The 14,842-nt window shown below is 38.8% G+C and carries 9 protein-coding genes; all 9 read right to left on the reverse strand.

Features of this window, described 5'->3' with window-relative positions; genetic code table 11:
- Positions 1-463 precede the first annotated feature (463 nt).
- The 9 genes from BM107_RS15000 to BM107_RS15040 all read right to left on the reverse strand — a co-directional run bounded on the left by BM107_RS15000 (position 464) and on the right by BM107_RS15040 (position 14,835).
- On the reverse strand, positions 464-3,136 hold the full coding sequence (locus BM107_RS15000) for a glycoside hydrolase family 3 C-terminal domain-containing protein (protein ID WP_139222295.1): 2,673 nt from the start codon (positions 3,134-3,136) through the stop codon (positions 464-466).
- Positions 3,136-4,563 (reverse strand): alpha-L-fucosidase, encoded by a 1,428-nt coding sequence (locus BM107_RS15005; protein WP_090984740.1) that lies wholly within the window; start codon positions 4,561-4,563, stop codon positions 3,136-3,138. The genes BM107_RS15000 and BM107_RS15005 overlap by 1 nt, the downstream gene beginning before the upstream one ends.
- Positions 4,564-4,635: 72 nt before the next feature.
- Entirely contained in the window at positions 4,636-6,219 is a 1,584-nt protein-coding gene (locus tag BM107_RS15010) for a SusD/RagB family nutrient-binding outer membrane lipoprotein (RefSeq protein WP_090984742.1), read from the reverse strand.
- A 25-nt stretch (positions 6,220-6,244) separates the two neighbouring features.
- Entirely contained in the window at positions 6,245-9,571 is a 3,327-nt protein-coding gene (locus BM107_RS15015) for a SusC/RagA family TonB-linked outer membrane protein (protein WP_090984744.1), read from the reverse strand.
- Positions 9,572-9,692: 121 nt separating this feature from the next.
- Entirely contained in the window at positions 9,693-10,883 is a 1,191-nt protein-coding gene (locus tag BM107_RS15020) for an ROK family protein (RefSeq protein ID WP_090984746.1), read from the reverse strand.
- Between the two features lie 148 nt (positions 10,884-11,031).
- Entirely contained in the window at positions 11,032-12,225 is a 1,194-nt protein-coding gene (lepB, locus tag BM107_RS15025; RefSeq protein WP_090984748.1) for a signal peptidase I, read from the reverse strand.
- A gap of 137 nt (positions 12,226-12,362) precedes the next feature.
- Entirely contained in the window at positions 12,363-13,097 is a 735-nt protein-coding gene (gene dapB, locus BM107_RS15030) for a 4-hydroxy-tetrahydrodipicolinate reductase (RefSeq protein ID WP_090984750.1), read from the reverse strand.
- Positions 13,098-13,213: 116 nt separating this feature from the next.
- A complete protein-coding gene (locus tag BM107_RS15035) occupies positions 13,214-13,927 on the reverse strand; it encodes a DUF5683 domain-containing protein (RefSeq protein WP_090984752.1) in 714 nt (237 codons plus the stop codon).
- Positions 13,927-14,835 carry a ParB/RepB/Spo0J family partition protein gene (locus BM107_RS15040; protein ID WP_090984754.1) on the reverse strand — a complete coding sequence of 303 codons (909 nt, stop codon included), beginning with the start codon at positions 14,833-14,835 and terminating at the stop codon, positions 13,927-13,929. Before BM107_RS15040 ends, BM107_RS15035 begins: the two co-directional genes overlap by 1 nt.
- Between the last annotated feature and the right edge of the window lie 7 nt (positions 14,836-14,842).

Raw genomic sequence — 14,842 nt, forward strand, 5'->3', positions numbered from 1 at the left:
TGGAGAGATCTTCATTAGCACACGATCTGTTTAGCGTTCCATGGGGCTATACGGATTGAATAATAGAAAAGAGTCCGTATCAAAATAATAAATCTGGAAATAGTAAAAGAATTAAATTGGGCGTTGTCGTCATGCTCAGCTTGACTGGGCATCTTAATGCTTTGATAGGGATCAATTTAATTGCCTTTTTATCGTATTAAGGTTCCCGTTTTCACAGGAATGACGAACTGTCAAAATATAATGCCGGCAAACGAATCTCCAAAATCAATGCCGGAACAGCCTTGGTTCGTAATCATAAAGATTAAAACTGCAGCAATATCCACCAACCTTAGAGGTACTATGCTTAACTCTACGGATAGGATCCGGTTAAAAATCTGCGCATAAAAAAGCCGCAGATTTAACCAGAATCTGCAGCAACTATTTCCTTGATATGGTTTATGCCTTAACCATCAGCCTAGCTTCTTTATGGCTTAACGCTCAAATTATCTTTTAAATAAAGTGCTTTACTTGATGATCCGATCATTATTCTATATTCCCCAGGCGCTACTTCCCATTCATTTTTTATATTAAGTGTTTGAAGTACAGCTTTATCCAGCTTAAATGAAATATACTTGCTTTCGCCAACTTTTAAATGCACTCTTTTGAAACCTCTTAAAGCCAGAACGGGCTGGGCTAATTTGCTGATCAGCGGCCTCATATAAAGTTGTACCACTTCTTCACCATCGTAATTACCTGTATTTTTTAACTCGAAACTTACGGTAGCAGTTTCATTTTTAGCTATACTTTTACGGTCGAACTTTAAATTTTGATAAGAAAAGCTGGTATAACTCAGTCCATATCCAAATGGGAAGAGCGGCTCGCCACTTAAATTATTATAATCATCGCCTCTACCGGTAGGCTTGTGATTATAAACCAATGGCAATTGCGATTCATCAACCGGGTAAGTAATTGGAAGTTTACCAGATGGACTTACCTTGCCGAGCAATACCGCTGCAATGGCGCTGCCGCCAGCCTCGCCAGGATACCAAACATTTAAAACTGCGCTTACTTTATTTAACCAGGACTGCATATTAATGGCGCTTCCACCAGTTAATACCACGATAACAGGTTTTCCTGTTTTTACGATTTCTTCCAACAATAATTCCTGGTTGCCGGGCAGATTGAGCATTGCCCGATCTAAAAACTCGCCTTCTTTTATTCCGGCCACAAATACGATTACATCACTATTTTTTGCCGCAGCCACAGCAGCTGCTATTTCATTTGATTTTTTGATATTGTAATCCCAAATCAGTTTGATTTTACCATTGCCTTTAGGTTCAAAAAATTCGATCCGGATGGCATATTCTTTATTTTTTTCGAAATGAAAAGGAATTGTCTTCGTACTAAAGGACTTTTTGTCCCAGTTGTCGATCAATAATTGATTATCAAGATATAACCGGTAACCATCATTACCTTCCAATCCGATATTAATATCTGCATTTTGTGGCACTTTAATTTTACCATCCCACCTTACCGAATAATCATCCAGTTGGAGCTGTTGATCAGGTGGGTATAATGTCCAACTGAAATTAACTACCTTATCATTAATTTCTTTAACTGCTTTTCCAGAGAGCAGAAGTCCTTTGTAATAAGTCCCTGTTAATCCTGTTTTCCCATTCGTGGAAAGAAACTGGCTATCAACTGGAAGATAAGAATGTAGTTCTCTGCTGCTGCCTTTTAAATAATTAACCTGAACATCATTAGATACTGCGCTTTTCAGGCCATCCAGTATATTGATCTTATGGTTTCCTGTGCCGCTGTAGCCACCCAATCTGGCTTCGATCGCATCCTCCCCAAGGAGCAGAATTCGCTTTGCACTTCTTAATGGAAGCGTGTTATCATCATTTTTTAAAAGCACGAAAGATTTTAAAGCGGCTTCTTCAGCTAACTGATGATTACTTTGATCGCTCAACATCTTTTCAGCAATGCTTTCATCTACGTAAGGCTGTTCAAAAAGCCCCAGTTCGAATTTGGCCTTCAACACCCTTGTTAAGGCATCATCTATTCTCGATTTGGGAATACTGCCATCTAAAAACGCGGGTAAAAAAAGTTTGTAATGGTTATAATCTACCTGAAAAATTACATCAAGGCCTGCATTAATAGATTGTGCCGTGGCATCTTTATAATCTTTGGCCGTAAAATGCAATACATTGGCACCTCCAACGGCACCTGCATCAGAAATAACGAACCCTTTAAAGCCCCATTCCGATTTTAGCTTATTAGTGAGCAACCACTTATTGGAAGTTGCAGACCTACCGAAAACGCTGTTGTAAGAGGTCATTAATGAACGGATGCCTACATTTTTAACGCCGTCTTTAAATGCCGGAAAGTGTATTTCTTCCAGAAAATGTTTGTCCATTTCTATTGGATAACTATCACGGCCACCATCTCCTACATTAGCAATAAAATGCTTTGGCGTAACAATAATATTCTGTTTTTCTATGGCGTTCATAAAAGCATGACCAAGAGCGGTGGTTAGATAAGAGTCTTCTCCATAGGTTTCTTCAACCCTGCCCCACCTTACATCTGTAGCCATGTTGATTACGGGTGCCAAAAGATCTCTCAAGCCACGCGTCCTGGCTTCACTACCAATAGCTGTACCGATCCGGCCCACCAAACCAGTATCAAAAGTTGCAGCCAAACCAATTGATTGGGGAAAAGCAGTAGCGCCCTGCCTGACCAAACCATGCAAAGCCTCATCGAACGGGATAATTGGAATGCCCAAACGCGTTTCTTCAACAAAAAATTTTTGTATCTTATTAATTTTTTTTGCCAGGGATAGTCCGTCTTCAGCGGTATTGTAAGTTAACATCTGTTGCGCATTGCCGGTTCCCTGCGCAGCCGCACTTACCTGTAAACCAAAAATACCATGCCTAAATTTATCTTTATTCTGTTCGGTTACATCGCCAGGAATCATAAATAACTGCCAAAATTTTTCTTCAGGAGTCATTCTCGAAATCAGGTCCTTTACCCTTAAATCGACGCTTAACTTTGGATTTTTATAGGGAAAAAATTGGCTTTTCTTCACCTGGGCAAAAAGGCTGCTGCATAAAAACAATGCAGGCCACAAGCATAAGTATCTTCTTTGCTTCAACATTACTGGTTGGTTTCAGGCGTAAAAGAGAAAGTTAATGCAATTTTCTCATCAGTGTTTGGAAGATCAAAATGTACTCTGCCATCTATGAACTTCCATTTTACTTTTTGCTTATTGCTTAATAAGGTAATGGTTGTCCCTTTTTTGGGGATGCTACCCTTCCAGGAAATTTCTTTAGGTGCAGTACCATTCAATAGCGTGATGCCATAGATGGTTTTGCCATCTTTACTTTGGGTAAACCAGTTTTGCCCGTCATGGTAGTTTTTGGTACTCCGTGTTCCATAAATGGCTGTACCATTTTTTGAAGTCCACATCCCAATTTCTTCTAATTTTTTAATCACATCGTCAGGCAACGTCCCATCGGCCTTAGGTCCAACGCCCAAAAGCAAACTTCCGCCTTTAGCCACTATTTCTACCAGTTTATGAACCACTTCTCTTGCAGATTTATACTGATCGTTAGGTACAAAACCCCAGGCTCCGCCTAATGTCATGCAGCTTTCCCATGGATAATCCAATTGTTTTTCAGGGATTTTCTGCTCAGGCGTCTGGTAGTTTTCAAACTGACCATGTACTGTTCTGTCAACCACAATCAAACCAGGTTGCACTTTTCTGGCATCAGCTGCAATTTTAGGCATATCAATATCCTGGCTCCATTCCGGAATCGGCGCACCCCATGAAAGTACCTCATCATTTACGCTGGACCGAGGGCGAACCCACCCGCCATCTAACCATAAAATATCGATACTTCCGTAATTGTTCATTAATTCGTTGATCTGGTTCTGCGTATAGCTTTTGAACATGTTCCAACGCCATGGATTCTTTCTGATATCGTAATTGTTATTTCTATTTGCTGTAGCGTATTTATCCCACCAATAATATTGAGAATGCCAGTCGGGTTTTGAAAAATAAGCACCGATCATGAAATTCTGCTTACGGAAAGCGTCGAATACATATTTGGCCACGTCTTTTTTAGGATTATTGGCAAATGGACCTTTTGCAATGCTGTAATCGCTTTCCTTAGTATCGAACATCGCGAAGCCATCATGATGTTTGGTGGTAAAAACCAGGTACTTCATTCCCGCATCTTTACCTGCCTTTGCCCACTGCTCGGGGTTAAATGCTGTTGGATTAAACTTCTCACTTAATCCCCAATACCATTTTTTATAATCATCGTATTTCATGGTACTGTCTCTTTCAATCCAGTCTTCCGAACAGATTGACCAGGATTCGATAATTCCCGGAACTGCATATATGCCCCAATGGATAATCATGCCAAACTTTTTGTCTTGCCAGTGTTCCAGTTTCTTTTTTACTAAGGAGTCAAATGGTGCCTCATATTGTGTGGACTGGGGCATGATGTCATTCTGTTGGCTAAAAGAATTATTAGTATAAAATATAAAACAGAAAAAAAGGATAGATTTGAATTTCATGAGGATATGATTATATAGTTGACAAAAAAGGGCAGGAAATTTCCTACCCTTTTTAAAAAGAATAATTATTTTTTAGTTGATATCCCAAAATAACTTGGTAGTTAATTTATCTTTCGACGCAACAGCGCTGTAGTTTGCAGCATTAAAAGAAATTTCCTGTGCAGGGTATACCCACCTGAATGGAGGCTGTTTTTGTTGACTTGAATTATCAACCTGATAGGTTAAAACTGGTAAATCTAACCTTCTCAACTCCGCCCATCCTTCAATAGGTTCGATTACATTGTAATGCAGCCATTTTTGATCTGCGATTAAGCCTAACTTTAATGCATTAGAACCTGCCCAGGCAATAGCTGGCTGTGCTATGTAAAGGTTTATTTCAGTATCACTAGTTGGAGCCAAAGTTCCTGCAGTGTTATCATTGCTTAACGTTCTAACCCAGTAATAGAAATTAATTGATTGCTTAATGCCTGCTTCATAAGTTGATTTTGCCAAAGCATCATTATTTGATTTTAAATAATATTCTGAAAGTAAAAAGTTTACTTCTGCCGCAGTAATTAATACACCTGGAAAAAATTGATTTCGACTAACAGTAGAACGGTTATAAATTGAGATTGTACCTCCATTAATTAATGTAGTTTGTGCCGTGGCGTCTAATGACTGATCTAAGCCGTTATATACTCCAGCTGCATTTAAACCTGGCTCAAACAATGCTCTTAAACGTGGATCGGCGTTGGTTTTCATGTGGTCAATCATTCTTTTTCCGGCAATATTTCCATTCCAATCTTCTAAACCGGTTTGAAAACCCTTTGCATTAATATCGCTGGCGAGATCTTTAACTTTTAAGAGAATATTATCATCATTTACTAGCGATAGCGGATATTTCGTAGGATTTGCAAGGATAGAAGCAATTTCCGAATTAGAACGGGCTGAAAGGCTACCTACTGCAGAAATCCGGGTTAATATCCGAAGGCGTAACGAATTACAGTACTTTTGCCATAAAACAATATTTCCTTTATTAATTAGATCTTGTGTTTTAAAAGCTGCTAACGGGGCTCCTGAAACTGAGATAGTTGATAAATCATCGGAGAATTTCTTCAAATCATCTAGCATAGTTAAGTAAATACTTTCTGCACTTTGATATTTGGCATAGGATGTACTGTAATCACCACCGTTAGAGCTAAGCTTTCCCGCATCTGCCCATGGAATATCACCATGCAAATCCAAAACTTTTTGAGTATGATCATAAAAGTAAATTGCTGCTGTTATCATAAAGATACGATTGTCTGCTTGTTCAGCAGGTGTTGACGCATTGTAAATTTTTTGAAGTTCTCTATATTGAGCCAAAAAATTATAATAATTTGACCACCTATCATTCACGCCACCAGAAGGCGGAACATACTGACCAATTGCATTCGCCCAACCCACCGCTTGGGTATACTGATTAACCGAGGTTCGCTGTACCACAAAATAATTCCAGTAACTAGGCACCACATATTCACGGTTGGTATAAATTAATCCGGCAAATTGCTTGGCTACTGTTGATGTTGTTACCTTTGACGGATCTCTGTAAGCGTCTCCAAATTCGGATTTTTTACATGATGTGATAACTAAGGCTGAGCATAAAGTTATCGCAATATTTGATAATATCTTTTTCATTTTAATTTCTTTAAAATACCATTGATTAAAATCCTGCTCTTACCATAAATCCAAAAGTTCTTGTTGCTGGATTGGAACCGGCATTTGTAATGGTTTGTGTCCACCTTGAACCTGAGGTTAATTGCTCTGGATCCAAATCCTTAATTGTTCTGTATAAATAAAATAAGTTTCTTCCAAAAGCAGATACCTGCAAGTTTTTGGCGCCTATTTTTTTAGCTACGGTAACCGGAATTTTATAGCCAAAGGTTATTTCACGCATTTTGATGTAGTTATTTTTAATTACATAAAGTTCGTAGCGTGATGAACTATATTGTGGACCTCCCCAATTGTACGTATTCCAGTAATAATAAGACTGGGAAATTACATTGGTGTTTGCCTGACCATTTTCTAATACACCCTGCATAAGCATACCATCATGATATACTTTTTCTCCATTTGGGCCTTGAGTTCCTGTGGTTTGAATTCCAATACCTGCTGCATTTCGGTAGTAAGTTAAACCACCACTTTCGGTATCCATATAATTTAAGCTTTCTTTAAGCAAACCACGGCTAATCATCCAGTTAATACCAGTCGGCATTACATGGCCACCATACCGGAAGTCCATCACAATATCCATAGAGAAATTTTTATAGGCAAAGCTGTTGATAAAACCACCTATCACTTTTGGCATTGCATTGCCCGCTTTAATCATATTATTTGCATCAATTTTGTATAAGCCATCACTGTTGATAATTGCATTTCCATTTGCATCTCTTGCAATAGGATGTACGTATATATCACCCATAGGCTGTCCTACAATTGATTTTAACTGAGCTGCATTACCATCGTAATCTGCATGAATTAGTTCGGTTGCACCATTGGCTAATTTCTCTACAACATTTTTGTTGTTAGAAAAATTAATGGTAGAATTCCAACTAAAATTAGTCGTTCTTATTGGTGTAGCACTCAATGCAACTTCTAAACCTTTATTTCTCAGGGTACCAACATTGGCTAAAATAGATGTTGCTCCCGATGATGAAGGGATCGTTAATGGTAAAATTTGGTCGTTAATCTGTGCGTTATAATATGACATATCCAAACGTAGGCGGTCTTTTAAGAAACGCATTTCCAATCCAAACTCAAGTTCTTTTTTACGTTCAGGCTTAATGAGTTCATTCCCAAATGAGGTGGGAATGGTAGTATAAAGCACTGAATTTGAACCACCTTGTGTACCCAAAGTATTTTGTGTGTAAGCAACGTTAGCCAAATAGATTGAGGGATAATTACCCACGATACCCCAGGAGGCTCTCAATTTACCATAGCTGATTGCTTCAGGCAATTTAAATGCTTCTGAAAACACGAAACCAGAGTTTACAGAAGGATAAACAAAACTATTCTCGTTAGGATTCATAGTAGAGGTTCTATCTCTGCGTACTGTCCCTTCAACAAATAGATAATCTCTAAAACTAGCATTCAATGTTCCTAAAAGAGCATCCTTAACCAATGTTCTACGATAGTTTAAACCATTATTAAAAGTCGCCATGTTATTCGATGCACTTAAATCATACCAGTTTTCGACACTTAAACCTCCATTAGTTTCGCGTTGTACTGAGTTATAGGTTTCACGTGTGGCTGTGTAACCGCCCATCGCAGTAATACCTATATCTTTAGTAATTTTCTTTGAATAAGTAAGCAATGCATCTCCATAAAGGATTTTGCTATTGTAATTCATTAAACCGAAAAATCCTGAATTCGGATTAAAGGCAATTGGAACTTCATTTGGTTTTGAAGTTTCAGTTTTTTGTGAAGTGATATCCGATGAAACACGTGCTCTTAGTTTTAAATTATCAGTAATACTCAAAGTATTGGTTAAACTACCGATAATACGATCACTGAACTCATTTTCATTATTTTCTCTGACATTCCAAATATAATCGGCAACATCAGCTTTAAACCCTGGATAGATGATGTTTTCTGATGGAGTTAAACTCTGATTGGTACCAGTTACAAACTTATAGCCTCTACTGGTTTTATATCTGGCATTGTACCATTCCGGATTATCAAACCGACCGATCATCCCTGTAAAGTTATTAATCATTCGGTCTACCATAAATGGCCTGTTATGTGTGTATTGATTGATGTAATTAACAATCAGATCAGTTGTAAATCTTTTTCCTAACTTAAACGATGTATTTAAATTGGCAATATTCTTTTCGTTTTTTGTACCGTAACTCACGCCTTGATTATCTTGACGTGTTAGCGATAGGCGAATGTTTGAGTTATCCGTCGTATTCGATATGGCTACATTTACATTGGAATTATTTGCAGTTTGAAAAAATTTAGCGTAGTTATCAATCTGAGCTTCATAAGGTCTAATTTGTCCGTCCCAAGTAAGCGTAGGTTTTCCGTCAAATAAGGGACCAAAATTGATGCTAAAGGCACCAACACCTCTAGTTTCTTTACTACCATTTCCATCCAAATCCTGGTAGATAAACCCATCTGCTGCCTGGCCAGCGTTTGAGTAAAAAGGGTCAATACCAGGACCACGAACATTCTGATATCTGGGCAAATAAGCTACTTTATCATGAGTGTAATTAGCATTAAAATCAACACTAAATCCTTTAGCACCTTTGCCACTCTTAGTGGTAATTAACACAACACCGTTCACAGCTTCTGAACCATAAAGAGCTGCAGCAGAGGCTCCCTTTAAAATAGATATGCTTTCAATATCTTCATTATTAATATCCAATAAACCGTTTCCTCTCATACGCTGGTCTCCCCAATAATCATTATTAGCATATTCACCATCACGGATAGGTACACCATCTAAAACAATTAGGGGCTGCGTTTTATTAGTAATTGAATTTACGCCTCGAATATTAATATTTACACCACTAGTTGCCCCACCAGGTGCTGATGCAATTCTAACTCCAGGTGCTTTACCGTACATTGCGCTTGCAAAGTTTGTTGCTCCCGCCTGGGTAATTTCCTTTGAAGAAATTGTGCTAACTGCATATCCAAGAGATTTAGCTTCTCTTTTAACACCTAGTGCAGTTACTACAACCTCACTTAATGCATTTGCGTCTTCTATCAATGTTATGCTGAATGAATTCTGCCCATTGACTGTTACTTCATTTCTACGGAAACCTACAGCAGTAAACACGAGTATATCATTCTGCTGTACATTTATTGAAAATTTTCCAGAAGCATCTGTTTGTGTTACTTTGGATGTTCCTTTAATAGAAACGCTTACGCCAGGAAGGGGTCCTGATGCGTCTTTTACCGTACCGGTAACATTTTTCTGTGCAAAAGCACTTATTGTTATAAAACATAACAATAATATACTCAAACACCTTAAGTACATTTTTTTCATAATTTTTAGTTTAGTTTTAGATTAGTTTAAATAATTGTTGACTTTACAGTGAGCCTCTTTATTTCTTCATATCGAATTGGTTTTGGTTAAATATTGATCTTCTATTTGTTAGCTATCCAATTTAATGGAACTGGTTATATTCGATTACCAAACTTCCAGCGGCCAATAATTCGGCTTCATCTGTTAGGGTAGAGAGTTTTATTTCGGTTTGTTCGGCTATCCGGGGAATACAAAATTCATGAATGGCTTGTTGTATCGGCGGCAAAAGCATTTTACCCGCCTTTGCGCCCCGCCCGCTTAAAACAATACATTCAGGATTTAACAGATGTATTAAAGTGGCTACTCCTTTACCCAATTGAAAAATCGCTTTTGCCAAAACAGATATGGCTACCGGATCTTGTTCACGTACAGCATGTAAGAAATGATCTGCAGGATGTTTACTTTTATCATTGAACAATGCCATCATACTCGATTCTGCACCTGCAGCTATGGCCTCTTCTGCTCGTTTAGCCATTACTAATAGAGAGGTATCAACCTCTAAACAGCCTCTTCTGCCGCAAGAACACAAATTGTCGCTGTCAGAAAGCGGAATATGACTAAATTCACCGGCATTGCCGCCACTACCCCGGTATAATTTGCCATTTACGATGATTCCCAAACCTGTTCCCCAGCCAATATTGACAACCATCACATCTTTTAAATCAACGGCTTCTCCGAAATTTAATTCGGCCAGTGCAATCAAACTGGAATCATTGTCGATATGTACCGGTAAATTGATTTTCGAAGAAAGGTATTTTTGTAAAGTTGTTCCCTTTTTAACTTTAAGAAAAGAGTGGTTAACGCCCTCATCAGCATTGACAAAACCTGGCATACCTATCCCAACTCCTAGAATGTCTGTTCTGTTGATTTTAGATTGATCGATACTGCTATTGATGAAATCAATAAGGTCTCCAATATTACACTCATTTGATGACAGCTCAAATTCTAAAGTCTGAATAGGTGTAACCATTTTTCTCGAAAGGTTATAAATGGTTAGCCTGGATGTAAGCTGATCCATTGCAATGGCAACAATATATTTCTTCAGATTCGGATTAATCAGGAACATTGCCGGCCTTCTGCCACCTGTTGATGGCGCAAAACCCTCTTCTGTAATATAACCTTCAGCTATTAAACCATTAACAACGGCGGTAACCAAAGGCAAACTCTTTTGCGTTAGCTTACTCAGATCTGTAAGCGAAAGCGATTTTTTATAATACAAATGCTTGATAACACCAGCCCTAAGCAGCTGATTTTTAGCGACAATTACAGACATGATATTTGATTACAATTCAAACTTAAAAAATATTTTTAAAACATTAGTATACTTTTTAATTTTTTTTAAAAGTTAATTATAAATGCTTTGTAAATGAAAAGGGCGAATAATCTTTGATTATCCGCCCTCTTTAAAGAATTATATTCTATTAATGGATCCCCATAAACAGCCTGCTCCACCTTATTTTATGTAAAAAAGATGCGGTGCTATCCCAGCTCATCCAAACAAATAAAGCCTTACCCACAATATGATCTTCAGGCACAAATCCCCAGTAACGCGAATCGGCTGAATTATGGCGATTATCCCCCATCATCCAGTAGTAGTCCATTTTAAAAGTATAAGTTGTGGCTACTTGATCATTTATATACCAAACCCCGGCCTTTTGTTCAACTTTGTTTCCTTCGTAAGTTCTGATTGCCCTGTAATATAATGGCATGGTATTGCTATCTATTTTAACAGTCCAACCCTTTGAAGGGATTTTAATCGGTCCGAAGTTATCCCTGTTCCATACCCTGTTTGGATCGTTTGGAAAAACGCCGCCCGGAACGGCTCCGGCAGGGTCAGGACTCAATGTCACTGATTTTACAAAGTCAAAAGTTTTTAGCTTTTCAGCAATTTCGGGTGTAGCATCTACGATGTAAGTATTCGCAGCTACTGCAGGTACACTTCCCAGGTTTAAATTAAACTCATCAAGGGCTGCGTAATTAAAGTCCATGGTTTTAAACTCAATACGATACGGCATCATCCCCGTACTTTTTAAAGGTTCATCTTTACCATTTACATTAGCAATGCCATTACGCATCGAAATGACATCACCCGGAATACCAATACATCTTTTAATAAAATTCTCGCGCTTATCTACCGGACGGTCTACAATGGTATAGGTACTCCTCACCTGTTCCCGGCCCATGCTCCGTACCAAAGCATAATAACTTTCTGCCTGGTTTTCTACAGCAACGGTATCTCCTTCAGGAAAGTTAAATACCACGACATCGTTTCTTTTAATTTTAGACAAACCTGGCAAACGGTGATATTTCCACTGAACACCATCCCAGTAAGCTTTGGTAGATGTGGTTAAAGGCATGGTGTGGTGAGCAAAAGGAAAAGCAACCGGCGTCATGGGAATACGTGCGCCATAATTAACCTTGCTTACAAAAAGGAAATCGCCAATCAGTAAGGATCGCTCCATCGAACCGGATGGAATGGTATAGGCTTCGATAAAAAACACACGGATGATCGTTGCGGCCACGACGGCAAATACAATTGCATCAACCCATTCGCGGGTTTTCGTTTTTTTCTTCTTTGGGGCATCTTTTTTTCGTTGCCAGAATTTATAATTCATATGTCTTATTTTTGGTTTAGCGATTTATCAAATCGGCCACCGGTTATCTGTAATCCTTTACTGTCGTTTCACAGTTTTATTTCCTGATTGGTTAATCTGTGAACCGGAAACTTTAACTGCTAACTGAAAACTTTTGCTTATTCAAAAATATCAGTAATGCTGAAAAATCCTTTTTTATCTTTCAACCACTCTGCCGCTACAACTGCACCTAAAGCAAAACCAGCTCTGTTATGCGCGGTATGTTTAATTTCTATTTCATCTACCTCGCTACTGTAAATCACCGTATGCGTACCTGGTATGTTTTCGATTCTATGCGATTCGATCAGCAGTTGTTCGGCTTTCGGAAATAATTCAACATCAGTTCCTACTACCTCATTTAACCACTCCTGTTTCCTATCCAGGTTATCCACGATTCCTTCTGCCAGGGTAATGGCTGTGCCACTTGGTGCATCAAGCTTTTGTGTATGGTGAATTTCTTCTACCTGCACATCATAAGCGGGATAATTATTCATCAACCTGGCCAAAGTTTGATTAAGTTTAAAAAACAAATTCACGCCAATACTGAAGTTAGACCCATAAAGCAAAGTATTGTTACTTTTATCGCAATCATCTTTTACTTCCTGCAATTTCCCATACCAACCCGTTGTTCCTACAACCACGGGTACATTTGCATCAAAGCAAGCGTCAATATTTTTTAAAACCGAATCAGGCGTGCTGAAGTCGATAGCCACATCAGCTGTTTTCAAATTTTGTCTGGTTAAATCTTCCTGATTATCAATCGTTATTTTGAGAATAATTTCATGGCCACGTTCTACTGCAAATTTTTCGATAATCTGCCCCATTTTGCCATATCCTAAAAGCGCAATTTTCATTTCGTTATGTTTGTTTTTTCAGTTATCATTTTAGTAGGCAACCCTAACCGTCCAGGTCGCAATTATCGCGATCTTAATATTTGTTCTTTTATTGCTATCCATGATCGCTTACGGCATTAGAACGTCAAAGATAATTTTAGCGCCGGCGTCAAATTGAAACCGTACATAGAATCGGCACCCATTACAGCCGGCATTACCCTGAAAGAAAGATTGTCATCAATATTAAAGAAATGCAGGCGGGCTGCAACATAGGCATCTATAATGTTGGCTGCATACAGCAAGCCGTAAGAAAAATACACAATCTGCGAATTCCGCTTGTATAAACTTTTCCCATCCAGAATACCTTGATTGCTGTATTGTGTCAAATCTAATTTTTTGCCAGGATGATCCTCACGGTATTGTGCTTCTGCCAAAAAACGTTTATAATTTTTCCGGCTGTCCATTAGCGATAAAGTAAGTGCAGTGGCACCGCCGTAAATAGCCGCGATTTTACCACCTGTGTAAAGCTTTTGAAAAAACTGGCTTTTTCCGGCCCTGGTACCATAACCATCATTAAGCAATTGAATATTATACAATTGCCCCCAGCCGGGTATAATCATCGATCTGAAAACAGCTTTCCTACCGGCAACTTTACCTGGGTTAACATACCTGGCTTTCATCGAATCCTTTCTGGTTATCGGTTTTTTAGCCACGGTATCTAAAGATTTGGATAATTTGATCTTTGAGGTATCAGCGGGTTTTATCAAAGTATCCTTAACCTGCGCAGCGGCAAAGTTCACCAGAAAAAATGCAAATGTAGCAACCAGTATAAAAAGCTTAGTCTTTTGCATTACCAGTCTAATAATTCCAGAATCCGGTTTAAGTCTTCATCGCTCATAAACGGAATTTCTATTGCGCCCTTACCGTTCTGACTTACCTTCAACTTTACACGGGTAGCGAATTTAGATGCCAGATCATCCTGTAATTTCTGATATTGAAAGGAAACCGCTTTTTCCTTTGGCTTTTCGCTGGCTTTTAAAGGAATATGCTGCAAATTACGCACGAGTTCTTCCACTTTACGTACGGATAAGCCTTTTTCTAAAATTTCCTGGTGGATGAACAATTGTTTGTCTACCCCGTCAACATTAATCAATGCTCTTGCATGTCCCATGCTAATTCGCTGATCGCGGATGGACGCCTGAATTGCAGGCGGAAGTTTTAACAACCGCAGGTAATTGGTAACCGTAGTACGGTTTTTACCCACCCGTTCGCCTAATTGCTCTTGTTTTAAACCCACTTCATCAATCATCCTCTGAAAACTTAGTGCAACTTCAATGGCATTTAAATTTTCGCGCTGAATATTTTCGATCAGGGCCATTTCCAACATCTGTTGGTCGTTGGCACTGCGGATGTAGGCAGGCACTTGCGTTAAACCAGCCAGCTTCGAAGCCCTGAACCTGCGTTCACCTGAAATGAGCTGGTATTTATTAGCCGACAGTTTTCTAACCGTAATGGGCTGTATCAAACCCTGCACCTTTATCGAATCGGCAAGTTCATTTAAAGCTACCTGATCAAATTCGGTACGGGGCTGGTAAGGATTGGTTTCAACTTCAGTTAAACTTACGTGACTGATATTGCCAATCTGCTCGGTTTCGCTCACCGCATTTACCTGTTGTTTAGGCGGATGAGTAGATTCGCTATCATCTAAAAGCGCACTTAACCCTCTTCCTAAACCTGTTTTTCGCTGAAAAGATGTCATCTATAAT

The organism is Pedobacter suwonensis (genome assembly GCF_900111825.1).
GTDB lineage: Bacteria > Bacteroidota > Bacteroidia > Sphingobacteriales > Sphingobacteriaceae > Pedobacter > Pedobacter suwonensis.